27 protein-coding genes are annotated in these 26592 nt (G+C 44.9%); 9 read left to right on the top strand and 18 right to left on the bottom strand.

Annotated elements, in window-relative coordinates:
• The first annotated feature begins 46 nt into the window (after positions 1 to 46).
• Positions 47 to 397 carry a GFA family protein gene (locus K5609_RS19940; RefSeq protein WP_221075152.1) on the top strand — a complete coding sequence of 117 codons (351 nt, stop codon included), beginning with the start codon at positions 47 to 49 and terminating at the stop codon, positions 395 to 397.
• Positions 398 to 465: 68 nt separating this feature from the next.
• Here the strand turns inward: K5609_RS19940 and xylA are convergent, their stop codons facing one another.
• The 6 genes from xylA to xylB form a co-directional block, all read right to left on the bottom strand.
• Positions 466 to 1788 carry a xylose isomerase gene (gene xylA / locus K5609_RS19935; protein WP_221075151.1) on the bottom strand — a complete coding sequence of 441 codons (1323 nt, stop codon included), beginning with the start codon at positions 1786 to 1788 and terminating at the stop codon, positions 466 to 468.
• A 373-nt stretch (positions 1789 to 2161) separates the two neighbouring features.
• A complete protein-coding gene (locus K5609_RS19930; protein WP_221075150.1) occupies positions 2162 to 2911 on the bottom strand; it encodes a type 2 periplasmic-binding domain-containing protein in 750 nt (249 codons plus the stop codon).
• Positions 2912 to 3110: 199 nt separating this feature from the next.
• The gene (gene tkt, locus K5609_RS19925; protein ID WP_221075149.1) at positions 3111 to 5114 is read right to left on the bottom strand and encodes a transketolase; all 2004 of its coding nucleotides are present in this window, start codon (positions 5112 to 5114) and stop codon (positions 3111 to 3113) included.
• Positions 5115 to 5141: 27 nt separating this feature from the next.
• Complete coding sequence (gene tal / locus K5609_RS19920; RefSeq protein WP_221075148.1) at positions 5142 to 6101, bottom strand: transaldolase; 960 nt, start codon at positions 6099 to 6101, stop codon at positions 5142 to 5144.
• A gap of 469 nt (positions 6102 to 6570) precedes the next feature.
• Positions 6571 to 7785 (bottom strand): XylR family transcriptional regulator, encoded by a 1215-nt coding sequence (locus K5609_RS19915; RefSeq protein WP_016401989.1) that lies wholly within the window; start codon positions 7783 to 7785, stop codon positions 6571 to 6573.
• A gap of 134 nt (positions 7786 to 7919) precedes the next feature.
• Entirely contained in the window at positions 7920 to 9371 is a 1452-nt protein-coding gene (gene xylB, locus K5609_RS19910; protein WP_221075147.1) for a xylulokinase, read from the bottom strand.
• Positions 9372 to 9655: 284 nt separating this feature from the next.
• Here xylB and K5609_RS19905 point away from each other — a divergent pair, with 284 nt between their 5' ends.
• Both K5609_RS19905 and K5609_RS19900 read left to right on the top strand, forming a co-directional pair.
• Positions 9656 to 10834: a XylR family transcriptional regulator gene (locus K5609_RS19905; protein WP_016401987.1), complete on the top strand. Its 1179-nt coding sequence runs from the start codon at positions 9656 to 9658 to the stop codon at positions 10832 to 10834.
• Positions 10835 to 10924: 90 nt separating this feature from the next.
• Entirely contained in the window at positions 10925 to 11818 is an 894-nt protein-coding gene (locus tag K5609_RS19900; RefSeq protein ID WP_221075146.1) for an aspartoacylase, read from the top strand.
• A gap of 46 nt (positions 11819 to 11864) precedes the next feature.
• Here the strand turns inward: K5609_RS19900 and K5609_RS19895 are convergent, their stop codons facing one another.
• On the bottom strand, positions 11865 to 12746 hold the full coding sequence (locus tag K5609_RS19895; protein ID WP_221075145.1) for a LysR family transcriptional regulator: 882 nt from the start codon (positions 12744 to 12746) through the stop codon (positions 11865 to 11867).
• Between the two features lie 140 nt (positions 12747 to 12886).
• Between K5609_RS19895 and K5609_RS19890 the strand changes: the two genes are divergently transcribed.
• Positions 12887 to 13297, top strand: coding sequence for a YgiW/YdeI family stress tolerance OB fold protein (locus K5609_RS19890; RefSeq protein WP_221075144.1), 411 nt, complete (start codon positions 12887 to 12889; stop codon positions 13295 to 13297).
• Between the two features lie 14 nt (positions 13298 to 13311).
• Here the strand turns inward: K5609_RS19890 and K5609_RS19885 are convergent, their stop codons facing one another.
• Positions 13312 to 13860, bottom strand: coding sequence for a TetR/AcrR family transcriptional regulator (locus K5609_RS19885; RefSeq protein ID WP_221075143.1), 549 nt, complete (start codon positions 13858 to 13860; stop codon positions 13312 to 13314).
• A gap of 139 nt (positions 13861 to 13999) precedes the next feature.
• Between K5609_RS19885 and K5609_RS19880 the strand changes: the two genes are divergently transcribed.
• The 4 genes from K5609_RS19880 (at position 14000) to K5609_RS19865 (ending at position 17195) form a co-directional block, all read left to right on the top strand.
• Entirely contained in the window at positions 14000 to 14626 is a 627-nt protein-coding gene (locus K5609_RS19880) for a hypothetical protein (RefSeq protein ID WP_221075142.1), read from the top strand.
• Positions 14619 to 15500, top strand: a complete 882-nt coding sequence (locus tag K5609_RS19875; protein ID WP_221075141.1) for an SDR family oxidoreductase — start codon at positions 14619 to 14621, stop codon at positions 15498 to 15500. Before K5609_RS19880 ends, K5609_RS19875 begins: the two co-directional genes overlap by 8 nt.
• 101 nt (positions 15501 to 15601) lie before the next feature.
• Entirely contained in the window at positions 15602 to 15910 is a 309-nt protein-coding gene (locus tag K5609_RS19870; protein ID WP_221075140.1) for a DUF1840 domain-containing protein, read from the top strand.
• Between the two features lie 340 nt (positions 15911 to 16250).
• Entirely contained in the window at positions 16251 to 17195 is a 945-nt protein-coding gene (locus K5609_RS19865; RefSeq protein ID WP_221075139.1) for a TerC/Alx family metal homeostasis membrane protein, read from the top strand.
• Between the two features lie 50 nt (positions 17196 to 17245).
• Here K5609_RS19865 and K5609_RS19860 read toward each other — a convergent pair whose 3' ends face one another.
• The 8 genes from K5609_RS19860 to K5609_RS19825 all read right to left on the bottom strand — a co-directional run bounded on the left by K5609_RS19860 (position 17246) and on the right by K5609_RS19825 (position 23744).
• Complete coding sequence (locus tag K5609_RS19860; RefSeq protein WP_221075138.1) at positions 17246 to 17833, bottom strand: P-loop nucleotide/nucleoside kinase family protein; 588 nt, start codon at positions 17831 to 17833, stop codon at positions 17246 to 17248.
• Between the two features lie 117 nt (positions 17834 to 17950).
• Entirely contained in the window at positions 17951 to 18922 is a 972-nt protein-coding gene (locus K5609_RS19855; RefSeq protein WP_221075137.1) for a magnesium transporter CorA family protein, read from the bottom strand.
• A gap of 42 nt (positions 18923 to 18964) precedes the next feature.
• Entirely contained in the window at positions 18965 to 20335 is a 1371-nt protein-coding gene (locus K5609_RS19850) for a magnesium transporter (RefSeq protein WP_221075136.1), read from the bottom strand.
• A 69-nt stretch (positions 20336 to 20404) separates the two neighbouring features.
• Positions 20405 to 20830, bottom strand: coding sequence for an ATP-dependent zinc protease family protein (locus K5609_RS19845; RefSeq protein ID WP_221075135.1), 426 nt, complete (start codon positions 20828 to 20830; stop codon positions 20405 to 20407).
• Positions 20823 to 21377, bottom strand: a complete 555-nt coding sequence (locus K5609_RS19840; RefSeq protein WP_221075134.1) for a mechanosensitive ion channel domain-containing protein — start codon at positions 21375 to 21377, stop codon at positions 20823 to 20825. Before K5609_RS19840 ends, K5609_RS19845 begins: the two co-directional genes overlap by 8 nt.
• Positions 21378 to 21390: 13 nt before the next feature.
• Positions 21391 to 22413, bottom strand: coding sequence for a succinylglutamate desuccinylase/aspartoacylase family protein (locus K5609_RS19835; protein ID WP_221075133.1), 1023 nt, complete (start codon positions 22411 to 22413; stop codon positions 21391 to 21393).
• A 32-nt stretch (positions 22414 to 22445) separates the two neighbouring features.
• Complete coding sequence (gene rimK, locus K5609_RS19830; protein ID WP_016401972.1) at positions 22446 to 23351, bottom strand: 30S ribosomal protein S6--L-glutamate ligase; 906 nt, start codon at positions 23349 to 23351, stop codon at positions 22446 to 22448.
• A 36-nt stretch (positions 23352 to 23387) separates the two neighbouring features.
• Positions 23388 to 23744, bottom strand: a complete 357-nt coding sequence (locus K5609_RS19825; protein ID WP_152783094.1) for a MaoP family protein — start codon at positions 23742 to 23744, stop codon at positions 23388 to 23390.
• A gap of 153 nt (positions 23745 to 23897) precedes the next feature.
• Here K5609_RS19825 and K5609_RS19820 point away from each other — a divergent pair, with 153 nt between their 5' ends.
• Positions 23898 to 24791: a LysR family transcriptional regulator gene (locus K5609_RS19820; protein ID WP_221075132.1), complete on the top strand. Its 894-nt coding sequence runs from the start codon at positions 23898 to 23900 to the stop codon at positions 24789 to 24791.
• Position 24792: 1 nt separating this feature from the next.
• On the opposite strand, the gene K5609_RS19815 is transcribed toward K5609_RS19820, so the two are convergent.
• Both K5609_RS19815 and K5609_RS19810 read right to left on the bottom strand, forming a co-directional pair.
• Positions 24793 to 25560 carry a hypothetical protein gene (locus K5609_RS19815; RefSeq protein ID WP_221075131.1) on the bottom strand — a complete coding sequence of 256 codons (768 nt, stop codon included), beginning with the start codon at positions 25558 to 25560 and terminating at the stop codon, positions 24793 to 24795.
• Positions 25561 to 25662: 102 nt separating this feature from the next.
• Positions 25663 to 26556: a LysR family transcriptional regulator gene (locus K5609_RS19810; protein WP_221075130.1), complete on the bottom strand. Its 894-nt coding sequence runs from the start codon at positions 26554 to 26556 to the stop codon at positions 25663 to 25665.
• Positions 26557 to 26592: the final 36 nt, after the last annotated feature.

Below are 26592 nucleotides of genomic sequence, written 5' to 3'. Positions count from 1 at the left end.
CTGGCGCCTAACGTTAGCATTCTCTTCTATTCATTGGAGGCCTGAAATGAGCCATCAGTATCAAGGTCAGTGTCACTGTAGGGCAGTGAAGTTTAGTTTACGTACTAGCTTGGAACCTGCGGTGCGCTGCAATTGTAGTTTGTGCCAGCGTAAGGGCATCGTAATGGTGACCGCCGAAGTTGATAGCTTTAGCTTACTGCAGGGGGAGCAGGATCTTACCTTGTATCAATGGAACACCAAAGTGGCCAAGCATTACTTTTGTAAACACTGTGGTATTTATACTTTTCATAACCCGCGTACAGCGCCAGAACTTACTCGAGTAAATGCTGGTTGCTTACAGGGGGTGGATCCTTTAGATCTAGAAGTTGGAGTAGTTAATGGTGCTAGTTTGTCTTGATGAGGGCATAAAAAAAGCCGACGCATAGCGTCGGCAAATCGAGTACACATAAGGAATAGGCTTAGTGTTTACTTGCTGAAAATATGTTTGTTAACAATGTTTTCTAGCTCTTCTTGACGACCTGATACGTGTTTAGGGTCAATGTTGTCGCCAATTGCTTGAGTGGCTAAAGACTCTAGGCTGTAATCGCCAGTCATAATGGCTTTACCTAGGTCACCGCTCCAACCAGCGTAGCGATCTGCAACGATGTTGCTGATTTCTTGGCTCTCAATTAGGCTAGCTGCTTTTTCTAGTGCAAGGGCACAAGTGTCCATGCCGCCAATGTGGCCGTGGAAGAAGTCAGCTGGATCGATACTTTGGCGACGTAGTTTAGTATCAAACATTAAACCACCAGTTTTAAAGCCGCCGTTACGCAAGATGTCGTACATTACTGGCGTCCACTCTTCAACACTGTTCGGGAATTGGTCAGTATCCCAACCTAATTGCGCATCACCGCGGTTAGCATCAATAGAACCAAATAGGCCTAGTGAAATAGCAGTCGCAATTTCGTGATGGAAAGAGTGACCCGCTAGAGTAGCGTGGTTAACTTCAATGTTTACTTTCACTTCGTCTTCTAGACCAAATTGCTTCAAGAAGCCGTAAACAGTTGCAGTGTCGTAGTCGTATTGGTGCTTAGTAGGCTCAGCTGGTTTTGGCTCAATTAAGATTGTGCCGGTAAAGCCAATTTTGTGTTTGTGCTCTACTACCATTTGGAACAAGCGACCTAGCTGCTCGCGCTCTTGGCGTAGATCAGTATTTAGCAAGGTTTCGTAACCTTCACGGCCGCCCCATAATACGTAGTTTTCACCACCTAGCATTTTGGTTGCGTTCATAGCAGTGAAGATTTGGCTCGCAGCGTAAGCAAATACTTCTGGGTTAGGGTTAGAGCCAGCGCCAGACATGTAACGTGCATTTGAGAATGCATTTGCTGTACCCCAAAGAAGCTTCATGCCGGTCTCGTCTTGCTTCTGAGCAAGCACGTCCATCATCACCTTCATGTTTTCTGCGTACTCTTTAATAGAGTTACCCGCTGGAGCTACGTCTACGTCATGGAAAGAGTAGTAAGGCGTGCCTACTTTAGAGAAGAAGTCGAAGGCTACGTCAGCTTTCATCTTAGCCATTTCAAGCGCGTTGCCAGGCTTCTGCCAAGGGCGGTCGAAAGTGCCAGTACCAAAGATATCAAAACCATCCCAGCAGAAGTTGTGCCAGTAACAAGCACCAAAACGTAGGTGCTCTTCCATGGTTTTACCCATGATTACTTTTTTCGCGTCGTAGTGACGGAACGCTAGTGGGTTAGTGGACTCTGGTCCTTCGTATGCGATTTTTTCAAACTGGTCAAAATATTGAGCCATGGAACTACTCCTAAAAAAGAATGCGTTTTCATCGGAGAACCAATCTCCTTCTGTGAGCTTATTGTTAGCCTTGCTTAGCTTTCTCTCAATTATGAAAAATGCAGACTTTTTTCAGCTATTTACTTTTCGTGCGCTAACTCGCGTTTTAAACAGCGCTTTTTTAGGAATTTTCAAAAAATCTGCAATAACATTGCGGGTGTGTGAAATTTCGTAATGCTATTTAGTGGTGTTTTAAGCGGTAAACACTGGATGAAAAGCTATTCATCTTATCTTGTATGGCATGAAACCCATGTTTGCCTAGCGGTAAATGCTGGTATGAGTTAATTGCAGCCACTAGTTGCGAGTGTTTGATTTATTGAGTGTATAAGGGCGCTTAATCAGCGTTGCGCTTTAGTCCCGACAACGAGTAAGTGTTGTCTAAGTATTTGTTTTGCACTTCGCTGATGGCTCGGTTGAGGTCTTGCATAAAGCCGGGATGTTGTTCCAAGTAAGCCTTGGAAATGTAGATACCAAAGGGGGCAGAACGCTGCACAACTTCAATATATTCACCACTTACTAGGTTGGGGTGAACATGGCTACTTTTAAATACATCGGCCGACAAAAATGCGGCGTCTATGCGTTTTAGGTCAAACAGTAGCTGCGCAAGTTTAGCAACATTTTTTTGCTTGCCAACCACCTTGAAGTGATGAGTATTAAGCCAGCGTAAGGTATTGGTACCTTCAATTGAGGCAACTTTTACGTCGGTCTTAAAGTTGTTGGCATCTGGATCGAAATAGCTGTCATAGCGGAAAAACCAACTCCAATTGTTGTAAACAATGGGCATCGAAAACTCGGCGATAGCATCGCGTTGGCTGTTCTGAGATGCAAAGAAAAAACCATCGGCCACGCCGTATTGCACATCGCTAAGCGCGCGTTTGTAGTTGGGTACCGGGGCCATTTTGTATGGCTGTTCCAGCACTTGCATGATTTTGTCGACTAGAAAGTTACCAGCAGCTGGTTGCTCGTCACTGGCATAAGTATAAGGAGGAAAATTTGGATAAACTAAACGTAAGGGCTCCGCTTTTACTTGGCTAACAAGCAAGCTTACGATAAGCGTTATCATTACCCTTGAGAATAGCTGCAAAAACAGTCCTTTTTAGTATCTTTCAAGCCCCAACAATAAGTATAGACAGCTGTTTAAGATCAGTGGTTTAGCTAGAGTAAATACTTTGGTTTGGTGAGTTGAGTCTTACTTTTTCGGCTTTGCTTGTCAATTAACATCATTTAAAGATGAAAAAAAAGGCGCTGAATCATCAGCGCCTTTAGCTCGATAGGTAAAAATCTTAGCTATTGAGCAAGCTTAAGCTTTGGTCTATTACGTTTTCTACAGTAAAGCCAAATAGTTTGAATAGCTCACCAGCAGGTGCCGATTCGCCAAAGCTTGTCATACCTACAGTTACGCCATCTAAGCCAACGTATTTGCCCCAGAAGTCGGCTTGTAGTGCTTCAACCGCTACACGAGCACGAACAGCTTTTGGCAGTACTGCTTCGCGGTAAGCAGCATCTTGTTTGTCGAAACGCTCGGTACAAGGCATAGATACAACACGCACTTGCTTACCTTGCTCGCTTAACTTGGCTGCGGCTTCAACAGCCAGCTCTACTTCTGAGCCAGTGGCGATAAGAATAAGCTCTGGGCTGCCACTACAGTCTTTAAGAATGTAAGCACCGCGATTAATCAACTCTAGTTGTTCACCGCTACGTTTTTGTTGAGCAAGGTTTTGGCGAGAGAAGATTAACGAACTCGGGCCATCAATACGTTCTACGGCATTGATCCAAGCAGCAGCTGATTCAACTTGGTCACAAGGACGCCATGTTTCCATGTTTGGTGTTAAACGTAAGCTAGCCACTTGCTCAACCGGTTGGTGAGTAGGACCATCTTCGCCAAGACCAATAGAGTCGTGGGTGTAAACAAAAATAGAACGTTGTTTCATTAATGCTGCCATACGTACCGCGTTGCGGGCGTATTCCATAAACATTAAGAAGGTGGCCGAGTAAGGAACAAAGCCGCCGTGCAAAGCAATACCATTTTGCATTGCCGACATACCAAACTCACGTACACCGTAGTGTAAGTAGTTACCTGAGGCATCCTCTGCGCTTACTGATTTAGAGCTAGCGTGGAAGGTTAGGTTTGATGGTGCAAGGTCGGCAGAACCACCTAGCAATTCAGGTAAGATTTTACCAATTACATCAAGGGTGTTTTTAGACGCCATGCGGCTAGCAATGTTTGCTGGCTCGTTTTGCAAGCGTTGCAATAAAGCTTGAGTTTCAGCTTTCCAGTTTTCTGGTAACTGACCTTCTACGCGACGTGCGTATTCGGCAGCTAGCTCTGGGTAGGCTTTTTTGTACGCGGCAAACTTGTCGTTCCAAGCGTTTTCGTGCTCGCTGCCTTTAGCTTTGTTATCCCAAGCTTGGTAAACATCTGCTGGGATTTCGAACGCGGCGTGTGGCCAGTTTAAGAATTCACGAGCCGCTTTAATTTCTTCATCACCTAGAGGTGCGCCGTGACAATCATGCGAGCCAGACTTATTTGGTGAACCAAAACCAATAATGGTTTTAGTACAAATTAGCGTAGGTTTAGTAATGTCGGCTTTAGCCGCGGCAATTGCTGCGTTAATTTGTTCAGGATCGTGACCATCAACATCGCGTACCACGTTCCAGCCGTAAGCTTCAAAACGTGCTGGAGTATCATCGCTAAACCAGCCTTCAACGTGGCCGTCAATAGAAATGCCATTGTCATCCCAAAACGCAATTAGCTTACCTAAACCTAGGGTGCCGGCCAATGAACATACTTCGTGAGAAATACCTTCCATCAAACAACCGTCGCCCATAAAGGCGTAAGTGAAGTGGTCAACAATATCGTGACCGTCACGGTTGAATTGTGCGGCTAACATTTTCTCTGCTAGCGCCATACCTACAGCATTAGCAATACCTTGGCCTAGTGGACCGGTCGTGGTTTCTACGCCCGGTGCGTAACCATATTCTGGGTGACCCGGGGTTTTAGAGTGTAACTGACGGAAGTTTTTAAGCTCTTCAATTGGCAGTGCGTAACCGCTTAGGTGAAGTAGCGAGTACAACAACATAGAGCCATGGCCGTTAGACAAAATAAAGCGGTCGCGGTTGCTCCAGCTTGGGTTGCTAGGGTTATGCGCTAAATGGTCGCGCCATAGTACTTCGGCAATGTCTGCCATGCCCATAGGTGCGCCAGGGTGGCCCGACTTTGCTTGTTGTACACCGTCCATGCTTAAAGCGCGGATTGCGTTAGCGTATTGTTGACGAGGGTGAGTCATCTTCTATTTCCTAATAATTAATAAATCTTAAGCTTCTAGCGCTTCAATTAGCATGTTGTCTAGCTTCACTTGGTCAACTGCAAAGGCACGAATACCTTCTGCCAGTTTTTCCGTTGCCATGGCATCTTCGTTATGCGCCCAGTAAAATTCTGCTTCGGTCATTGCAGCAGGACGGTTTTTACTAACACCTCTATCTTGTAGGCGAACGTCTAGTTGCGCTTCGGTTTGGTCTAGCTCTTCAAGTAAGGCTGGGCCAATGGTTAGGCGGTCACAACCGGTAAGTTCTACAATTTCGCCGATGTTACGGAAGCTTGCGCCCATCACAACAGTGTTGTAGCCGTGGTCTTTGTAGTAGCTGTAGATTTCTGATACCGAGATAACACCCGGATCTTTAGCTCCAGCGAAGTCTGCGTTAGCGTCTTTAGCTTTGTACCAATCAAGAATACGGCCAACAAAAGGTGAGATAAGGAATACGCCAGCTTCGGCACAAGCGCGGGCTTGGGCAAATGAGAACAACAAAGTAAGGTTACAGTTAATGCCTTCCTTCTCTAATTGCTCTGCGGCGCGAATACCTTGCCAAGTAGAGGCTAACTTAATCAATACACGTTCTTTGTTAATGCCAGCCGCTTGGTAAAGCTCAATTAAGCGGCGTGCTTTAGCAATGCTGGCTTCGGTGTCAAATGACAAACGTGCGTCTACTTCGGTAGAAATACGACCCGGTACTAACTCAAGTACTTTACAACCAATAGTTACTACCAGTTTGTCGGCAGCCATTTCGATTTGTTCGGCTTGGTCGTTTGATTGGGTTTTAGCCCAGTCGGCTACGTCTTTAAGTAGGCTTGAGTACTCAGGTAAACCTAAGGCCTTAACAATTAACGATGGGTTTGTGGTGGCATCTTCAGGTGAGAATTTGCGCATTGTGTCTAAGTCGCCGGTATCGGCAACAACCGTGGTGTATTGTTTTAGCTGTGTAAGTAGAGAACTCATAAGATGTATAGACCCTTGTAATGAAAACTAATTGTGCGGCTTGTTTGGCGAGCCTTCATTATTGGTTGAAGGTCATTGACCAAAGCTAAGCTTCATGTCCGTATTAAAGTGCCAGACTGGCAATTAAGCGCAATTACGCTTTTTTTAGCGCTAATGTTGAATTTTCGCAGCCCTGATCCAGATCACGCTTTATTAAGCGTTTTGTTGAATTGGGCCACGCAAGCTTCATGTTGCTGTCACACTCCCTTGCATGGTGCGCTGATTTGTTGAAAAAAGAAACGCATCACCACCGCAGAGTTTTAATAACAGTGATGATGTTTTTTTGATCTTCACCAGATCTGTTGGGTTAAGTTTTTACCAAACCCTCAGCTCTTGGTTGTGCTCTGGAATAGCGTAATTACTCAACAAGCTAGGCTATCACTGCGCTTACTCGCTTATAGCGGCAGCTAATTATGCCAGCTTGATGAAACTAGGCTTGTTCGATTAACTCTTCGGTATCTTCAATAAGTGGAGCTAGCTCTCGGTTTGTTACACCCTTTTGTTCGCGCAACATGCCGGGAGTCATGTTCCAGCGTTTCTTAATTGCGCATGACAAATACTGCGGGCTGCTAAAGCCCACCACTTTAGCTATCTCACTTAAGGTTTGCTCGGTATCCACCAATAGCTCTAGCGCCAAATTAAGCTGTGTGTCGAGCAAGTAAGCGTGCAGAGACATGCCTAACTCTTCATGGAATTTATTATCGATAGCGCCACGAGAACAGCCTAGTTCGGCCAGAATTTGTTTTACCTTGATATTGCCTTGGTTAATTCGAATAAGGCTTAACGCGCCCCGCACTAGGTTGTCTTTAAAATGGAAAAAGTCGGTAGAATCTCGGCCAATAACCCGTTCAGGTTGCACAAAGTGATGGCGTTTAACTAAGTTTTTGCCATCCATTAGCGGCTGCAGAAGCGAGGCGGTTAAGTACCCCATGGCACGGGTACCTTGGCGAACCGAAGTTAATGTAGGCAAACTTAAGGTGCAGTTTAGTTCGTCATCGTCTATCCCCATGATAGAGACTTCTTCGGGGATGTTTATTTTAGCCTGCTGACAGGCGTAGCTCAGTTGGCGAGCGCGCACATCGTTGGCAGCAATGATCCCTACTGGCTTAGGTAGGCGGCTGAGCCAATCAACTAAACACTGTAAGTCACTGTCCCAGGTATCAATGTTGTCTTTAGCACTAAACTGGCTATAGGCGCATTGGTTACGCTCACACCAATCGCGCAGCAGCTGCTCGCGGTTGGCCGACCAGTCATTAAAGGGGCGGTTGGGGTAACCACAAAATGCTAAATGGGTATAACGGCGCATTTTTAAGAAACGTGCCGCCATATTGATGATCTGTTTATTGTCAGACATCACCACCGGGTAATCTTGCATGGTATTCGCTACGGTTTCGCTACTGGCAATGCCCACTACTGGAATATTTCGAGACTTAATCGCATCGCGAATTTCTGGGTGGTCGAAGTCGGCAATTACGCCATCACCCTGCCACTTACTAAAATCGTCCACCGAAAATAGATTTTGTTCTCCAATGAACAAACTCCAAGGAGCACCATTTTTCACAAATGATGATATGCCGGTAATGATGCCTCGGTCGTAAGCCATGTTAGCGTTCAAAAGAAGCGCTACGCGATAGTTCTTTGCCATAGTATTTGTCTTCCGTATTACTACGTTCAATGGGCCGGGGTGAGCACATGTGATAAATGCGGATTTATCAGATGTGTTCACTTAACTGGCAGAACAGCCATAGCAAGGCTATGGCTGTTCGTTGGGTTTATTGCTTAAAAAAGTGGTGCTAGTTTTGGGTAAAGCGCTTGGTAAGTTTCGCGGCGTTTAGCGTAAACAGCATGGCGCTCGACATTCACTTGGTGAACTTCAACTAACTCTGGCACTGGGCAAATGGCGGCTAGATCTGGATTCTCGGTTACCCCTAGTTGGGCTAAACGTGCAGCACCAAGTGCTGGGCCTACTTCGCCGCCTAAGCGGTAACTTACTGCTTGGCCAAATACGTCGGCTAGCATTTGACGCCAAAACTGACTGCGCGCACCGCCACCAATTAAGGTGATTTCTTCTGGTTTTAAGCCCGTTGCATGCAGTGCGTCTAAGCCGTCGGCAAAGGCATAAGCCACGCCTTCTAAGACCGCGCGGCATAAATCTAATGGGCCAGTTGAATGAGTCATGCCAAAGAATACGCCCTTGGCTTCTGGGTTATTGTGCGGAGTACGCTCACCTGATAAGTAAGGTAAAAAGTACACTGGGTTATCACTTTCTGGCGCGGCTTCTACGGCGGCTAACATGCTTGGCACGTCTGCTTGGCCGGTTAAGTTAACTACCCAATCTAAACACGATGCGGCGCTAAGGATGACCGACATTTGGTGCCAAGCACTAGGCAGAGCGTGACAGAAGCTATGTAAAGCTGATTCGGGGTTGCTTAGGTAACCATCACTTACAGCAAAGTAAACACCTGAAGTGCCTAAAGACAACATCGCCTGGCCAGGCTTAGTAATGCCTACACCTACAGCGCCAGCTGCGTTATCGCCACCACCTGCTACTAATGGCACGGCGGGCATGCCCCAACGCTCGGCGAGTTCTGCTTTAAGGTTACCGGTAACTTCGCTGCCTTCAAATAGTTCAGGCATGTGTTCACGGCTAAGGCCAGTGGCCGCTAGAATTTCATCACTCCAGTCGCGTTTGGCTACGTCTAACCACATGGTGCCGGCTGAATCTGACATATCAGAGGCAAAGTTGCCCGACAGCAAGTAACGCAAGTAATCTTTAGGCAGTAGTACTTTGTCGACCTTGGCAAAAATTTCCGGCTCGTTTTGCTTAACCCAAAGCAGTTTAGGCGCGGTAAAACCTGGCATCATCAGATTGCCAACAATATCGCGAGAATTAGGCACTGCGCGCTCGATTTCTTCACATTGAGCCGCACTGCGGCCGTCGTTCCATAAAATGGCTGGGCGTAAAATTTCGCCTTGGGCATCCAGTAAGGTAGCGCCATGCATTTGGCCACTTAGGCCAATCGCTTTAACTTCCGCTAGCGAGTGCTGTTTGCTTAATGCGCTAAGTGCATCTTGAGTGGCTTGCCACCAGTCTTGCGGAGCTTGCTCAGACCACAACGGTGCAGGACGAGATACTGTTAAGCTTTCGGTGGCTTGGCTTAAAATGTCACCGTTTTCAGCCTGCAGCACAACTTTTACTCCAGAGGTGCCTAAATCAATACCGATATACATAGAAGTTCCTTATTGGACGCGAGCTGCTCGGCGAAACTACACTGTAATTAAGCGGCAGCAAAAGTGTTTTAAATATGAGCTCATCCTGCCGCGGATTGGAAACTTGGCTCAATTACGAAAATTACCAGAGGAATAGCGTTTTTCCATGGCGTGCCTGAGTTCACAGTTTCGTTTGAAATGTGCATGATCATAATCACATTACGATTTTTCACAGTAGCGTTCGGCTCTTTTTTTTTAGATATTAAATTAAATCTTGATTGGCACCGTGCTTTTAGGAGCCCCACATGTTTGATAAACGTTTCAAAATTACATTGTTATTTAATGCAAATAAGGTTTATGACCGTCAGATCATTAAAGGTATTGGCGATTACTTACAGGCATCACAATGTGATTGGGATATATTTCTAGAGGAAGATTTTCGCTGTCGGATCAGCAAACTACAACATTGGGTAGGCGACGGCATTATTGCCGACTTCGACGACCCTGAAATTGAAAAAGCCTTAACTGGCCTACGTGTGCCAGTGGTGGCTGTGGGCAGCTCTTACGAAAACCCAGAGCAATACCCCGATTTTCCTTACGTGGCCACCGATAACCGCGCTTTGGTTAATTCAGCCTACGAGCACCTAAAAGCCAAGGGTTTAGAGTACTTCGCTTACTACGGCATGCCACCTAATGAGGGCAACCGCTGGGCGATGGAGCGTGAAGCTATTTTCCAACAATTGGTAGCAGGTGATGGTTACGAGTGTGCGGTTTATCGCGGCATGGAGACCACCCCAGAGTCTTGGCAGTATGCAATGAACCGCCTGGCGGATTGGATTCAATCTATGCCTAAACCGGTAGGCATTGTTGCGGTATCTGACGCGCGAGCGCGCCACTTGCTGCAAGTGTGTGATCACTTGGGGATCATCGTGCCAGACAAAGTGTCAATTATTGGTATTGATGATGAAGACTTAACTCGCCATTTAAGCCGAGTATCTTTGAGTTCGGTAGCGCAAGGTTGTCGTAAAATGGGCTTCCAAGCGGCCAAGCTATTGCACCGCCAACTGCAAGGGCAAGAGTTACGTAAAGTGCGTGAGCTGGTAGGCCCAGAGCAAGTGGTTGAGCGCCAATCTACCGATTACAAAGCGCTAAAAGACCCTTACGTTATTCAGGCGATGCACTTTATTCGCCATAACGCCTGTAAAGGCATTAAGGTTGAGCAAGTATTAGATTATGTAAAAGTATCGCGTTCAAACCTAGAAAAGCGCTTTAAAGATGATATTGGCCACTCGGTTCACCAAGAAATTCACTGTGCCAAGTTAGAACAAGCCATGAGTTTGTTGCGTAATACCGAGCTTTCCACCTCCGACATTGCGGAGCTATGTGGTTACCCTTCTTTGCAATACATGTATGCGGTATTTAAGAAAGACTTAGAGTTAACGCCTAAGGCTTACCGTATTAGTAAACAAGAGCAAGAAGAATAGTCAGCAGCAACGGCGCTTTGGCTTGAGTCAAAGCGCATTTCCTTTTAAGCTCAAGGCTGATTGCTGGTTGGTATAAAAGGAGAGCTGCACTTGTCGAAGATTAATAATGTTGCCATTGTAGGTGGCACCCACGGTAATGAATTTAGTGGGGTGTACTTAATAAATAAATGGCAGCAACATCCTCAGCTTATTGCCCGTCCTAGCCTCAAAGTAGAAACTGTATTTGCCAACCCTAAAGCGCATGGTGAAAACAAACGCTACATTGATGCCGATTTAAATCGCCAATTTAGCGCCAGTAACTTGGCTGATTTTAGTTTGGCCAATTATGAGCAATCACGCGCTAAAGCGCTGCACCAGCAGCTTGGCCCTAAATCAAAACCGAACATGGATTTGGTTATCGACTTGCACAATACCACCTCTAACATGGGACCTACCCTTATCTTGTTAGAGCAAACGCCTTTCTACAAACAACTTGCCGCTTACGTCACTATGCAGATGCCAGAAGCCGTAGTGTTTCTCGATGAGCCAGAAGAGGATATGAGTAATCACCGCTTCCTCGCAAGTTGTGGTAAATATGGCGTTTTAATTGAGGTAGGGCCGCAGCCGCAATCGGTGTTGCGCCAAGATGTGTTGGAGCAAATGGAGCAAATGACCGGGCATATTCTTGATTTTGTAGAGCTGCATAATCAACAAGATTTACCCGAGCTACCTAAACAAGTTGAGGCCTTTTTGTATCTCGATAGCATTAAACTACCGCTTAACGACAAGGGTGAACGACTAGCGATGGTGCACAGCAATGTGCAAGACAATGACTACCAGCCAATTAATACTGGTGACCCTATTTTTAGAACCTTTATGGGCGAAGACATTTGTTATCAAGGCGAGAAAACAGTATATCCAGCGTTTATTAACGAAGCGGCATACTACGATAACGACTTAGCCATGTCGTTAATGGACAAAATAGTGTTGGAAATAGAGCAATAAAGGGAAATCCAACAAGCTAACTTTAAACGTTATCAGTAAGCTAATGCTAGGGAGCACTTAGCTTACTGATTTCTTGTATGAACACATCTTCAATGAACTGATGAATGTGACTCTTAACTTGGTGCTTTGGCCATATTAGATCATGCGGAATCACTGGTGAAGATTGCATAAAGTCAGGTGTAAAAAAGCTAACACCTTCAATATTTTGTTTTAAGTAGGGGAAAAAGCCCCAGGCCGTATTTGAGCGAACCGCTTCCAAGGCTAGCTCATACCCTTGGCAATACCAAACATGTGTCGCCATTTTTGCTAAATCAGCCAAATATGTCTCTTTGTGAGAATGAAACAGTACTTGGCTAGAGTGCGCTAAGTCGTCGTTGCTAATTCTCTTTTTTTTCGTAAAAGGATGTTTGTCTCCGCATAACAAACGAAAAGGAATATTGGCGGCGCTAATAAACTCGTAGCTATCTGAGTTACCTTCTATTGACGGAATAAAACCCAACTGCACTGTGTTATTTGAGACCGCCTCAATAATCTGTTGCGCAGGAAGTCGCAAGCACTGTAGCTGTATATACGGCGCTTTGGCGGATAACTTTTCAAACAGCGTAGTCAGTAAATTGGTCGGTAAAATCTCTGCGATAGCTAAGGTAAAACTCACCGGTACGCCTGCGATTAGTCCTTTGGCGTTGGCAATAAACCGCGCTTGGCTATCAACAATCAATTTTCCACTGTCGTATAGAGCCATTCCTTGCTTGGTTAACTGGGGGTAGCGCCCTGTCCTATCAAAGAGTAAAAAACCTAAGTCATCTTCTAATTTTGCAATGTTGCCACTTACCGTGCTTTGGCGTTTTCCAAGCACACGGGCTGTTTGGCTAAACGAGCCCGTTTCTGCGGCGGTTACAAAACACTTAAGCAATTCTGGGTTTAACATATATGTATCGGTATTGACGATGTTATCTAACTTTTAATATAGGTATCGATGCTTAGAATGGCAAGCAGTACTTCATTAGCAAGGCGCTAAAACAATGATTTTAGCCTTTAGCTTCTATTCATATATTAAAAGGTAGCAACATGAAAAATACATTATTAACGGTAGGTCTATTCACCTTTCTTAGCACTGTGTCAATGCAAAGTGTGATGGCTCAAACGGGCTTTGTTTCGGAAGACCAAGCAAGCACTGCTACAAATGTTGTCGGTTTTAGTGGCCCAGGTGGTAAAGCGGAGCACTCAGTTGCGCATGCGTTAAAAGCAAGAGATGAAAGTTACGTTACCCTTACGGGGACTATTGTTGAGTCAGTGGGGAACGAAAAGTATCGCTTTAAGGATGCTACCGGCGAAATCACCGTAGAAATCGATTATGAAGATTGGCACGGCATTAGCGCAACTCCCGAGACTATTTTAGTGATCAGTGGTGAAGTTGATCGTGAATGGACTAGCACTAAAATTGATGTCGAACGGGTAAGTTTAGCGACTAATCACTAAAGGCAATCAGCCTTTTAGTGATTCAAATGTGGTACTAGCATGTCGGTGATGTAGCTATCTTCTAGGGCTTCGCCCAACATGATTTGATGATTAAGCAAGCCCAAGAGTAAGGTGTAAAGGCTTGCTTTATCATCGGCTGAAACGTAGGTAGACAGTAATTCTAAATACTTTTTATTTGCCAGTAGCATACAAGGGTCGCTAGCCACTTTGTCTTCACCAATTACCTCGATATAGTCCGACACTAGCTGCATTTCTTTAAAAAATCGTGGCGCCATTTGCCTTAAGATAACGATAAAGTTTTCTATTTTCTGATCAATGGTGGCCTTAGTGGCTAGTGGTTGATCAATTAGCGCCGATGCATCAACACTTACAATGGCTTGGGTGGCTGCAATAAAAAGCTGATCTTTGCTTTTGTAGTAGTGGTAGACAGCGCTTTTGCTCATGCCTAGTTGTTCACACAGTTGGCGCATTCCAATATTTTTGTAGCCATATTCGAGAAATATCTCTGTGGCTTTTAGCGCAATCTCTTTGCGCTTTTCATCGTGATTTATCAGCTTTGGCATTTGATTCTCTAGCTCTCTGTTACGCCTAGCACTATAACATGGGTTATTTTTTTAGACCACTCGGACAAAATAAAACTTTACCTTTGTATCGATTGGTTTTATTTTAAAAAGACCATATGGTCTAAATAAGGTGAGAGTTATGAATATTGATTGGCAGCTGCCCGAATTGAGAGCAGGCGTGAAGGGGAAAGTTGATAGCTTTATTGGCCCTGGTGCTACTGATGCGGAGAAAGCTTTGCAACTGTATATACCTTTTATATCGAGCGCAGCTCTGCTGTTGTGGGCATGGCACGGCGAGCTGGGATGGAGTGTATTTCAGTTTGTTGTGGCGGGTATGCTTGCGGTTGATATTGTTGGCGGCATCATTACTAATGCTACTTCTAGTGCTAAGCGCTGGTTTCATCGCGATGGACAAGGCTTTAAACAACATATGAGTTTTATAGCTTTGCATTTTGTGCAGCTAAGCCTATTCAGTTGGGCTTTTTTGCAGCTGGATGTGTGGTGGGTTTTGCTAACCGGTACTTATATGCTTGTCGCTTGTGCGTGGGTATTAAAAACGCCGCTGTATTTGCAGCGTCCGGTGGCCTTGATCTTGTATTCGTTTGCGCTAGTACTTGCCTTGGCTGTGTTTGATGCTCCACCGGGGTTAGCGTGGTTTCTGCCTTTGTTTTATCTCAAACTACTCATTAGCCATATATTGCGAGAAGAGCCTTATCGCCCGGATTTAGAAACTAAACAAAAAGTGGAGAATAAAACCGATGGATAAGGAGCAAAAAGTATTGTTGGTTGGTGCCACAGGTTATTTAGGTCTGCACATTGTTGAGCAGCTGTTAGCCAGCGATATAGATTTTAAGGCCGTTGCGAGAAACCGGGCTAAGTTACTGGATAAAGGTGTACCCGAGCAGCAAATTATTCAAGCGCAAGTCTCCGAGCCAAAAGCTATGAAAGGCATCTGCGACGATGTAGATGTAGTGATTTCCTGTTTGGGTATTACTCGACAACAAGATGGCCTGACTTATCGGGATGTGGATTACCAAGCCAATTTGAATCTTCTGTTAGAAGCAGAGCAAGCGGCGGTCAGTAAATTCATTTATGTCTCGGCTTTTAATGCTAAAAAATATCCGCAAGTGCGTTTGTTGGCGGCTAAAGAAAAGTTCGCCAAGCGCTTATTAAGCTCTTCATTGCTGCAAGGCTGTGTGCTAAGGCCAAATGGCTTTTTCTCCGATATGACAGAACTGTATCGTATGGCTGCAAGCGGGAAAGTGTACATGTTTGGCAATGGCGAGGTGCGAGCTAATCCTATTCATGGCAAAGATCTAGCAAGGTTTTGCATCGATGCAATAGCTCGGAGTGAATCAGAATTAGACGTAGGCGGACCTGAAGTATTGTCTATGAACCAGATGACTCATTTGGCATTTCAAGCGCAAAATAAACCGTCAAAATCGATTAAGCTTCCAGACTTTATCCGGCGCATTGCTCTTAGTATTGTTAAGCGACTCCCAGAAAAATGGGGCGGGTCAGCAGAGTTTTTTCTGACAGTGATGGGGCAAGATTCTATCGCACCCGCTTTTGGACAATATACCCTAGGTAATTATTATCGTGATGAGCTAAGTGCGAAAGCAAAACCACAAAGGATTTAATTTTAGTGCGTTAAGCAACAATGTCGTTTTGCTTAAAGAAAGCATTGGCGATTCGTTTTATGCTGCTAGCCTTGTGTTGATTTATTAATAGGTAACTACCCATGTTAATTACATTCAGATGTAAAGCTTACGCAAATGTCACCATGTTTGGCGATATTGGTTTAGCGTTGTTAAAAATGATGGGACACAGTGGCAGTGTGCCGGGAGCGATACGGGCCGAAGATGTTGCCGAAGCATTAAGCCAGTTAAAAGCTGAGCTTGCTGCACAAGCTCAGGCAGAGCAATCTAACGCTGATGAGAACGATGCCGAATTGGAACCTGTGATTAGTTTAAGTACTCGTGCTCAACCTTTAATAGAATTACTCAGCTCAGCGCTTAAAAAACAGTGTGACGTTATGTGGGATAGCTGATAGCTAAGTTTAGCGGCGCGAAAACGCTCCTATTTAGTGACCTGATGTGCTGCAAGTTAATGAAAAATAAGTCTTAAACCATAGTCTTATTTTTAAGCAAAATAAGCCTAGCGCGAGGCAAATTTTAGGCGTAATATCGCGGCGTCTTGGGGAGTAGTTGATGAAAATTTGCATGTCGTCATCCCGTTAGGTGTCTTACCTATCCGGCATGCGAAGGTACCGAGAGGTATCTCGACGAGACCAACACAAAGGTGCTTAGCCAAAAGGTTAAGCGTGTTTGTTTGTGAAGGTCTAGGCATTATCCCACAAAGACTAGATCCTTTGCCCCTGAGGATCAGTAATGAACTCTATCATTTACTTTGTATTTGCACTCGCCACCTTGGTGTTGGTGCTAGTGGACGTTTGGCAAACTCGAAATGGCAATATCAGCCTCAAAAAAGCGGCTCTGTGGAGTGTGTTTTGGTTTGCGTTAGCTATGGCGTTTGCCCTTTCTATACTATGGTGTTGGCAGTGGTATGCGCCAAACAGTGCATATAGTTCGCAACAAGCGGCAATGGCTTTTAGCACCGGTTACTTATTAGAAAAGTCGCTAAGCGTAGATAATCTATTTGTATTCACTGTGATATTTTCCCAGTTCAAAGTACCCGTTGAGTTGCGCCCTCGTGCTTTGTTGTGGGGAGTGATTGGTGCACTGCTGTTACGCAGTGTGATGATTGCCGTTGGCAGCCAATTGTTAGCAAGCTTTCACTGGGTACTGTATGTATTTGCGGCCTTTTTAGTGTGGACTGGCATACAGCTAGCCTTGCCAGAAAAGCACTCCGATAGCCAAGTTCAAACTAATAAGCTGCTGGCAAAGATATTGCCAGTGACCGACCAGTATCATGGCCATGCCTTGTGGGTGAAACGGGATTACAAACGCTGGTTTACTCCTATGGCGAGTGTGATTAGCGCCATTGCTATGATGGATGTGTTGTTTGCACTGGACTCAATACCAGCTATTTTTGCGGTGACTCAAGAGCCATTTTTGGTATTAGCCGCTAACGTATTTGCCTTGTTGGGCCTGCGCTCCTTGTTTTTTGTATTGCAGGGTATGATAGATAAGTTTGTATATTTACGCCCAGCATTGGCAGTAATCATGGTGTTTATTGGGGTGAAAATGGCTTTAGTTGAAACGGTATGGGCGATCCCTACAGTAGTGTCTTTGGTCGTCGTTTTACTGGTGATGGCCAGTGCGGTATTGGCATCTGTTCAGCGAAATAAGCGAGTAAGTGTTTCGTTAAACTAAATAACAAGAAACCCGCCTTGAAGCGGGTTTTCAGTATTTACCTGTAAGATCTAGCTGGCTTCTAAAACCTGTAAGATATCTTGCATCGATTGCTGATATTGTTGCTGATTCGAGTTTTTAAATAGTAATAAGTCATCTACTACCTCTGGGTTGTCGATACAATGAGGAATAGAGAAGTCTACGCCTGCAATGTACTCATCCCAATTAGCTAGCTTCCACGTATCTCTTGGTGAGTTTCGTTCAATCATTCGCTGTTTAACTACTTCCACATCCGTTTCTACCCAAACCACAGTGAGCCGCACATTTTTTTCTAACAGCTGTTGTTTCAAGTTATCGATGTAGGTCGTATCTCTAATTTCTCGGGTGAACGGAGCATTAATCAGAACGATATCGTCGTAGTCTAAAGCTTCCATTGCTAGTGCTAAAGTTGCCTGGTACTCGTAGTTACGAATGTGTTGCTCAAAGAACTCAGAACTACGGTTTACCTCTACATTTGCGAGTTTAAAAATCTGATGTGACAACACAATGAGAGTGTCTTTATCTAAGTACACAACGTGCTTAAGCGCTTTTGCTAGCTGTTTAGAAATATATGTTTTACCGCTGGCGGGAGGTGAAGTCACCAATATTAGTCGTTTCATTATCGTTCCGTTATTTAATCAGAAGTCTTAGGCAGGCCCATGTAATTGTTACAGAAAGTTGCTTTCAATTGCGTAAATTGAGTTATTAATTCTCTATTTTACTCTTGGTGGTGCTCGTTAAAACCAGCGCTTCCATTTAAATATGGCAATTAGTGATACTGCAATTAACAGCATTGTGCCAAGCAAAATGAAGTAGCCATTTGGGTGATGAAGTTCGGGTATCACTTCAAAATTCATTCCGTAAATACCGGCTAAAAAACTTAGTGGGACAAAGATGGCGGTAATTAAGGTTAATACTCGCATGGTGTTGTTAAGTTTGTGCGAACTTATCGATAAGTAACCATCCACTAAATCACCGCAAATGTCGTAATACATGCTGCTAAGGCTATGCAAACGTTCGAAGCGCTCGTGTAAGTCTTGCAGCACCGGTTGGTCTATCGCTATGTTGTTTACACTTTGTTCTTGCTCGAGATGCAGTAGCTTTTTACTTAGGCTGAGGTGGTAACTAAAAATTCGACTGAGTCGAAGAATGTCGGTTTTGTAGCGAGTAATTGTGCTGAGCAATTGGTCGTCTCCATGACTACTTAATTGCTCTTCTAATTCACTTAGTTGGTCTTCAAACTCTAGCAACTGGTTTAAATACAAGGTTGAGGCACTGTGCATTATTCGGCTGGCTAAACTTAATGGGTGCTGTAAGTATTTATGAAAGGGCTGTTGTAACAGGTTTTCTATGCCCTGCGACTGACCATCGTGCAGAGTAATGAGATAGTTTTTACCAACAAACATGGCCAGCTGCATATGTTCAAACTTTAAATCGCCAATACAGTGCTGAATGCCTCGATAAAGCATTAATATTTGTTCGTCAAATAGCTCTATTTTCGGTGGGTGACGGGGACGAAAGGTATCGATTATTGCTAAAGGGTGGCAGGCAAAGCGTTTTAGTAATTGCTCGGCTTTGGCATGGCTAAAGCTGCGCAAGTCAATATCAATCCAGATATAGCCTGCTTCTTGTTCTAACCATGGACCAATTTGCTGCTCGTTGCCCTGTATCGGCGCTTCGCCTTTATGGCTTAACCAAGTTCTAATCATTGTGTGCCTTTTAGCTATTTAGTTGCATTTTTTGTGGGAGGTTTAGCCCATTAATAATAGTGAGGCTAGGCCAAGAAAAGCCACAAAACCAACGATGTCGGTCACGGTGGTTAAAATTACCGAACCGGCAACGGCTGGGTCAATCTTCATTTTTTTAAGTATAAATGGAATCATTGTGGCAGACGCTGCTGCGGCCAGGCTATTGAGCACTATGGCCACAAAGATAACTGCACCTAAAGCGGCAGATTTAAACCACAGGCTAACCACTAAGGCGATAACCAGACCCAAGACTAAGCCGTTGAATGCGGCAATTTTTAACTCTTTGTTAAGTAGAAGCTTTAGGTTACTTTGCTGTAAGTGATTAAGCGCTATGCCGCGCAAGGCTACCGCCAAGGTTTGGCTACCTGCAATACCACCCATGCTGGCCACCACCGGCATTAATATCGCCAGTGCCACTAGCTGCTGGAGTGCACCTTCAAATAAGCCAATTACCCATGAGGCTAAAAACGCCGTAGCTAAATTGGTGGTTAGCCAAATCGCGCGCATTTTGGCGGCGGTAGGCACTGGGGTAAACAGATCTTCTTCATCAGATGGCGTATCGATAATAGCAACATCTAAACTGCGCTCTTGCAGCCATTGCACTATGTTGGATAAGGCAATTGCACCGACAATTTTTCCGTCTTTTTGTACTGGGTTCCAAGCATGGCCTGGCACCATGTTCAGTGATAAGGATACATCGGCCAGCATTTGCTGGTGGTCAAATACCTCAATGTTCTGGCTAAGCTCAGTAAGTTTAGTAGTGTCGGCAGAGTTGGCGATGTCGGTCATGCTGCAAGCACCCTGAAACTGCCCTTGGGCATCCACCAAGTATACCGCCACATGCTTGTCGGTTTGAGCGCTCAAGCGTTGCTTAATTCTGGCTACCGTTGAGTTGGGGCGTGCACGTAGAATGTGAGTATCTACATAACGGCCAATTTGCTCATCATCGTAACTTAGCGCATCTTGCAGTTGTGCCGCGCTAAGTTCGTCTTGTTGCTCAAGATAAGCCTCCACCATCGACTCGGGAAGAAAATCGGCAAACTCAACAATTTCGGTATCGCTTATGGTTTGCTGTAGCGCGTTTAGCTGTGATTGATTAAATAGCTCGAAGAAGTGTTTAACGGTTTCATATTGCATGAGATGCAATATGTCCCAGTAACGCTCGGTCGCTAGCTGAGGCCAGATATGTTGACGATAGTTATCGGGTAAAGACTCAAGTAAATTAGCCAATACCGCATTGTCGTATTGGCTTATAAAGCTGAGCTCGGCAGCGGGCAGCTCTTGTTCAAGAACGTCCAAAACGCGGCGAAGCGCCGCATCATGATGACCATCAAAGGTTTGTTGATTAGAGCTTGCTAGGTTTTCGCTGGTCATTGGCTAAGTCCTTGTGTTTACGGCTTATTAAGTGCTGGTATTCCTTATTTTGGTGCTGGTTAGTTAATGTTAACTGTTTACCAGAAAGCTTTGAGCAGGGTCTACCAACACTTTATCGCCCATGCCTTGTCGACCTAACAACATTAAGTAGGTCATGTCTTGGCGGTTACTTAAGGTTATCTCAATGGGCCAAATATGTTCGCCCAGCTGAAAACGCGTTTGTATAACGTAACGTTGCTCCACCTCACCATTAGATGACTTGATTTTCCTGGTGTCGTAAATAGGTGCACTACAACGGCAAACTTGATCCAGGTTATAGATGTCTGGGTGCAAATCAAAGCTAATGTGCGGTTTGCCGTTAACTTTAATTTGCTCCAGATTATCTACGTGTAAAGCCGAGGTTTTTGCGCCAGTATCAACTCTAACCGGTAAATCATTAATGCCTAAGTCTGGCAAGTTACAGGTTTCTAAGTTGCCAATTACCAGTTTATTCACCGCTTACTTCCTCTTCGTAACCTTGCGCTTTTGGTTTGGAATCTACTGCGCGAGTAGGTTGGTGCTCACCAATGACCACGGCTTTTTGAAAGACCATAGCATTTGGAAAGGTGAGCTTAGAGCCATTTTCTGCCAGCAAAATAACGTGGAACAAGGTGATTTCTTCTAAACGCCCTTCAACTGAGTTATCGCCATCTAGGATCTTAACTTGGTTACCAACCCGGTAAGGAAAAAAGAAAAACACAATAATACTGGCGGTTACATTGCTTAAAATCGACCACTGAGCAAATAAGGCTACGCCAATAACGGCAAATACCGAGGATAAAAATACCCCAAAATCATTAAAACCTAGATCGCTAATCAGGCTAACCACCAGTGCCAATATTAATACTAGAGCACTACGCAGCACCCAACTAACATAGTGGATCCGTGTTTTAGCAATATTGCGTGCGGATCCGTAGTTAAGCACCAAAGTATTTACTTTGCTTTGCGCGATATAAAAAATCGCAAATGCTACAACGATTAGTAAAAAGGTATTAATACTCATTGTTTAGCTTCTCCTATTGAGGATGTTGAACAGCGTTGATAACGGGGTTTATGGACTCTTGCCAGTTCTCGATCTGTTCGGCAACTTCATCTTGTTCTGCCCCAAAATACGCAAGGTGATACATCGCATCGCCCTCCTGTACTAAGGGGATATTTTGCTTGCCGATCACAATGCCCGAGCGCTTTGCCTTCACTTTACTGATTAGCTCACCAAAAGGGCTATTTATTTCGGCCAAAATATCACCGGCTTCAACCAAATCGCCTAGTTGGGTCGTTTCACTCACTATGCCGCTGGCAGATGCGCGCAACCACGCACTGTTATAGGCTATGTACGGTGAGGTTTTTTTAGTGCTACGGCGTTTTTTAACCATGCCTAAATGTGACAGTACTTTTAATATGCCTTTCACGCCGCTTTGAATCGATAACTCATCAAAACGCAGTGCTTCTCCAGCTTCGTAAAGCAGGATCTTGGTGTTGTTATCTACCGCCGCTTCGCGTAACGAGCCATCACGTAAATCGGCATTAAGTAATACCGGCACGCCAAAGGCCTCGGCCAACAACTTGGTTTCGGGGTCTTTCAGGTTGGCTCTAATTTGCGGCAAGTTAGAGCGATGAATCGCACCGGTGTGTAGATCTATCCCATAGTCACAATGGGCGACAATTTCAGTTAAAAAAATATGCGCCAAACGCCCGGCCAACGAGCCTTTTTCTGAGCCAGGAAAGCAGCGATTTAAGTCGCGCCTATCTGGCATATAACGGCTTTGATTAAGCACCCCATAAATATTCACCATTGGTACAGCAATTAAGCAGCCTTTGGTGATTTTAAAGCTTGGCGAGCGGGTCAAACGGCGAATTATTTCTATGCCATTTAGCTCATCGCCATGCACTGCCGCGCTTACAAATACCGTTGGGCCTGGTCGTTTGGCGCGGGTAATTAGCACTGGAATCGAAATATTCGTGTCGGTATATAACTTGGCCACTGGGATTTCGATATGTTTTTGCTCTCCCGGTTTTATTTCTGTTCCAGCGATAATCATGTTTTTTGCCTCATTGTTTGACGCTTGGCTTTTTAGCCTTTTCCACGGGTTTTAGTGGCAAAAGGTTTGGCGTTTTTTTCGATAAATTCAAATACCATACCGGCAACATCTTTGCCGGTGGCGGTCTCTATGCCTTCTAAGCCGGGAGAGGAGTTTACTTCCATCACCACTGGCCCGTTGTTTGACTGCAAAATGTCTACACCACATAAGTTTAAGCCCATAGCTTTAGCCGCATTTACCGCCGTGGCGCGTTCTTCTTTACTTAAACGCACTAGCTGAGCTGCGCCGCCTCGGTGTAAGTTTGAGCGAAATTCGCCTTCTGCAGCTTGGCGTTTCATTGCTGCGACTACCTTGCCGCCAACCACTAAACAACGAATGTCGGCACCGCCAGCTTCTTTAATAAACTCCTGAACCAAGATATTGGCTTTTAAACCCATAAACGCTTCGATCACGCTTTCGGCTGCCTTGTTGGTTTCGGCTAACACTACGCCGATACCTTGAGTGCCTTCTAGCAGTTTAATCACTAGCGGAGCACCGCCCACGTTTTTGATTAGATCCTGAATTTTGTCAGGTTTGCTGGCAAAACCAGTGCGCGGCAAGCCAATGCCCTTACGTGACAATAACTGTAGCGAACGCAATTTGTCGCGCGAGCGGCTAATCGCCACCGACTCGTTAACGCAAAAGGTGCCCATCATTTCAAATTGACGTACTACCGCGGTGCCATAAAAGGTAATTGATGAGCCAATTCGCGGAATGACCGCATCATACTTGGGCAGCACTTCACCGTTATACCGTACCGTTGGTTTGCTGCTGGTTATGTCCATATAGCAGTGCAAGGTGTCGATAATGTCTACTTGGTGCCCACGAGCTTCACCGGCTTCCTTTAAGCGGCGGGTGGAGTAGAGGTTTTCGCCTCGAGATAAAATTGCTATACGCATTGTTCAGTCCTAATGGTTAAAAGTTCAGCCTGTTTGCTAATCATCTTCAGTGATAAATGTTTCATCTTCATTTTCAAAATTGTCAGTAGTTGATTTACAACGACTGTGTAAGGTGTGAAAACGTCGGCGAGTTTGTGCCAGCTTTTTGTACTTCATCCAGATCTTCTCAAGCTTGCTTTCTGGCTCTAGCTGCTGGCTACATACCAATAAAAAACGCTGTTCTTGGTTGCCTTCTGGCAATAATTCTCCGGCATCTATGGCGCGCATGGTTTCGCCGTATAAGCTTAGTAACTCCGCTTCAAGCAAAGTAAAATCGCCTGATTTACGAAAGCCATGTTTAAAGCGTTTGTCGTCATAAAAACGTTTGTTGCCAAAGCGAAAATCGATAATCATGAGGTCACTCCAACTGAGAATTAAGGCTGTTTGAGCAGCGGGATAAGTTGGCTGCAAGGTAGTGATTATTGGCTAAACAAGAAAACGAATTGTTTTTGTCGTAACAACAAAATTTGTTTGTTAACCTCAGCTTAGCTGGGGAGGCGTAAGTAAATGGATGTAAAAGTATTCCGAACGTTTTTGGAAGTGGCCAAAGAAAAGCATTTTGGGCGGGCTTCAGAGAATTTATATATTACCCAGGCGGCAGTGAGCGCCCGAATTAAGCAGTTAGAAAGCTATTTTGATACCCAGCTTTTTATTCGAGACCGCAATGCCATTAAACTCACCAGCTCTGGTGAGCGTTTAATTACTTATGCTGAAAACATGGTGCGAACCTTAGAGCAATCTAAAGCTGAGTTATTGCTTAGCAAAGCCCATGCAATTCAATTAGCGTTAGCAGGCACACCAAATAGCTGGGATGCTTTTTTGCAACACGGCTTAAGTGTGATTACCGATGTGTTTACGGGTTACGCTTTTAGCGCCGAAATGATGGGCCGAGAGCAAATGCACCGCGCGCTGGTGGAACGTACATTGGATGTTGGGGTAGGTTTCGATGCCTTAAAATCTGATGAACTAGCCAGTAATCAAGTGGCTAAGCTGTCGCTGTTGATGGTTTCTACAGCCCCAAAACTGCAGCAGCAAGCGTTGGAAGAAGGCTATGTATACGTGGATTGGGGTAGCCGGTTTGCCTCTGAACATGCCTTGCGCCACAGCAATACACCACCGCCTTTCTTACGCACTTCCACTGGCCGCATTGCCCTAGACTTTATCTTAGAGAAAGGTGGAGCCTGTTATTTACCCGCGCCATTGGTGACTCCTTTTGTCGATAGCCAACAGCTGTTTTTGGTTGAAGATGCTGAGCCTTGGCCAAGACCTATTTATTTAAGCTTTCGCAAAGACTCGCCAGCGTTGGCACAAATAAAACAGGTGGAAGCACTACTTGATAATAGTGAACCCACCAGTCCTTTTGTATTGCAGCAAGCCGGAGATACTCCTCCCATCGAGTAACTTAGCTGTTCATAGGGGCTGCTAAGGTGAAGTCGATTAAGCTGTCTTTGGGCAACTCAATGTCGTTGCCTTGGGTAATAATGGATGCGCCAACCCCTACTTTAGCACCATTTTTCGCGCCGCTACTGCCGTTCACTAAACCGCCTATAGCCGCTGCTCGGGCAGTTTTACCTAGCGTATTGCCTGCGGTATTAGCCCCACTTGAACTTAATACATCGGTTTGAATATCGTGCATTTGGTCGTTGATGCGAATATTGGTAAGGGTAATGCTCATACTGGCGGAACCTGCCACACGCCCCGCTTTTTTAACTTCACTTAATTGGCCATAAACGGTGCTACCTCGTGGTGCTACTAAGGCATCTCCAGCCATTAGGTCAGCTTCTAACACCGCAGTAAAACGCTGGCCGGTTTCATGTTGGCGAGTATTTACGCCTTCACTCATACGTACCGTAAGCATGGTACCTGCAGGCACGGTTACAGGCTCTTGGTTAGCCTCGGTATTTACAGTTGCGCTAGTTTGGTTGGTTTCGGTAAAGCTACTAATGGTGGTGCCATCTTCTGGGGCATCACTAAAACTAATATTTTGCACCTGTTCGGTTGGCAGCTTTACTTCAATACCATGCATGTCTAAAACCAGCTCGTCAGCATTTTGCGACACAATGGCACCTTGGATGGAGCGGCCATCTTTTAGCTGTACTGTAGCGGCATGAGCTGAACTTGAAATAAGGCCAGCGAAGATAAGTGCGTAAAGGGAAGCTTTAATTTTCATTGAGTGTTTCCTGCAATGGACTGGTTAAGTTGAGCCCATTGTAGGTAAGCTTAAGTGGCTTAAAAATCCACCAAGGTGAAATCCATTGTTTCACCAAATGGACTAATTAAGGTTGTTTTGCCAAAAGGCCTGCACTTTGTCGATAAACACTGCGACTTTGGCGGGAAGAAATTGTCGCGAATGATAAATAGCGTAAATGTAACCACTAAGTTGTTGCGGCTGAGCATAGGCTTTAACTAAGCGCCCTTGTTTAATTAACTCTTTTGACAGAATATCTGGCACCAGTGCGATCCCCTTGTCTTGCAAGCATAAATCTAAACCTAGGTCGGGGTTTTGAACGCTAAAAAATGGTGAGACAGGCTGTGAAACTAGTCCGTTGTTATGTTCAAATCGCCAGGAATGAGTGGGTGCTTGTGACACTGAGTTAAAAATAATGCGGTGTTTATCTACATCACTGGGTACTTGAAGTAGCCCATTTTTGGCAATGTAAGTGGGGCTGGCGTAGTAGTCATATTTTATGGTGGCTATTCGCCTAGCAATCAGTGAAGAGTCTTTAGGTTCATCCACATGAAACATAATGTCGTAGCGGGTTGAGGTTTGCTCTTCTTGGCGCCCTTCGCTGCTGTATGCTTCAAACTTAAGCTCTGGGTATTGGTTGATCATCTCAATCACTACCGGCCAAAAAATGCGTAACAGAGTATTGGGTATGAAGATGCTTAAAGTGCCGCTGGGGTGCTGGTTTTGTTGTTGGGTGTTCTGTTCTAGCTGTTTAGCTTGGTTTAGCAATTCTTCACAGCCTTTTAGGTAATTAATACCTACTTCGGTCAAACTTAAGCTGCGGGTTGTGCGGGCTAACAGCTTTACCCCAAGGTGTTTTTCTAGATTGGTTATACGTCGACTAATGGTTGATTTGGGGATGTTGGTAAAGTCTGCCGCCTTGGTAAAACTGCCTTGTTTTGCCAAGTTAACAAATAACTCCATGTCTTCTAAATTCACAGTCATTCCCTTTTATTGTTTCGTTTCATTATATGC

The organism is Agarivorans aestuarii (assembly GCF_019670125.1).
Taxonomy (GTDB): domain Bacteria; phylum Pseudomonadota; class Gammaproteobacteria; order Enterobacterales; family Celerinatantimonadaceae; genus Agarivorans; species Agarivorans aestuarii.
This window is presented reverse-complemented; position numbering and strand designations above follow the sequence as displayed.

Bases quoted from the DNA above. Each gene is read 5' to 3' on its own strand.
- K5609_RS19940 (WP_221075152.1), top strand. From the start codon at position 47: ATGAGCCATCAGTATCAAGGTCAGTGTCACTGTAGGGCAGTGAAGTTT.
- xylA (WP_221075151.1), bottom strand. From the start codon at position 1,788: ATGGCTCAATATTTTGACCAGTTTGAAAAAATCGCATACGAAGGACCA.
- tkt (WP_221075149.1), bottom strand. From the start codon at position 5,114: ATGACTCACCCTCGTCAACAATACGCTAACGCAATCCGCGCTTTAAGC.
- tal (WP_221075148.1), bottom strand. From the start codon at position 6,101: ATGAGTTCTCTACTTACACAGCTAAAACAATACACCACGGTTGTTGCC.
- K5609_RS19915 (WP_016401989.1), bottom strand. From the start codon at position 7,785: ATGGCAAAGAACTATCGCGTAGCGCTTCTTTTGAACGCTAACATGGCT.
- xylB (WP_221075147.1), bottom strand. From the start codon at position 9,371: ATGTATATCGGTATTGATTTAGGCACCTCTGGAGTAAAAGTTGTGCTG.
- K5609_RS19905 (WP_016401987.1), top strand. From the start codon at position 9,656: ATGTTTGATAAACGTTTCAAAATTACATTGTTATTTAATGCAAATAAG.
- K5609_RS19895 (WP_221075145.1), bottom strand. From the start codon at position 12,746: ATGTTAAACCCAGAATTGCTTAAGTGTTTTGTAACCGCCGCAGAAACG.
- K5609_RS19890 (WP_221075144.1), top strand. From the start codon at position 12,887: ATGAAAAATACATTATTAACGGTAGGTCTATTCACCTTTCTTAGCACT.
- K5609_RS19885 (WP_221075143.1), bottom strand. From the start codon at position 13,860: ATGCCAAAGCTGATAAATCACGATGAAAAGCGCAAAGAGATTGCGCTA.
- K5609_RS19880 (WP_221075142.1), top strand. From the start codon at position 14,000: ATGAATATTGATTGGCAGCTGCCCGAATTGAGAGCAGGCGTGAAGGGG.
- K5609_RS19875 (WP_221075141.1), top strand. From the start codon at position 14,619: ATGGATAAGGAGCAAAAAGTATTGTTGGTTGGTGCCACAGGTTATTTA.
- K5609_RS19870 (WP_221075140.1), top strand. From the start codon at position 15,602: ATGTTAATTACATTCAGATGTAAAGCTTACGCAAATGTCACCATGTTT.
- K5609_RS19865 (WP_221075139.1), top strand. From the start codon at position 16,251: ATGAACTCTATCATTTACTTTGTATTTGCACTCGCCACCTTGGTGTTG.
- K5609_RS19860 (WP_221075138.1), bottom strand. From the start codon at position 17,833: ATGAAACGACTAATATTGGTGACTTCACCTCCCGCCAGCGGTAAAACA.
- K5609_RS19855 (WP_221075137.1), bottom strand. From the start codon at position 18,922: ATGATTAGAACTTGGTTAAGCCATAAAGGCGAAGCGCCGATACAGGGC.
- K5609_RS19850 (WP_221075136.1), bottom strand. From the start codon at position 20,335: ATGACCAGCGAAAACCTAGCAAGCTCTAATCAACAAACCTTTGATGGT.
- K5609_RS19840 (WP_221075134.1), bottom strand. From the start codon at position 21,377: ATGAGTATTAATACCTTTTTACTAATCGTTGTAGCATTTGCGATTTTT.
- K5609_RS19835 (WP_221075133.1), bottom strand. From the start codon at position 22,413: ATGATTATCGCTGGAACAGAAATAAAACCGGGAGAGCAAAAACATATC.
- rimK (WP_016401972.1), bottom strand. From the start codon at position 23,351: ATGCGTATAGCAATTTTATCTCGAGGCGAAAACCTCTACTCCACCCGC.
- K5609_RS19825 (WP_152783094.1), bottom strand. From the start codon at position 23,744: ATGATTATCGATTTTCGCTTTGGCAACAAACGTTTTTATGACGACAAA.
- K5609_RS19820 (WP_221075132.1), top strand. From the start codon at position 23,898: ATGGATGTAAAAGTATTCCGAACGTTTTTGGAAGTGGCCAAAGAAAAG.
- K5609_RS19815 (WP_221075131.1), bottom strand. From the start codon at position 25,560: ATGAAAATTAAAGCTTCCCTTTACGCACTTATCTTCGCTGGCCTTATT.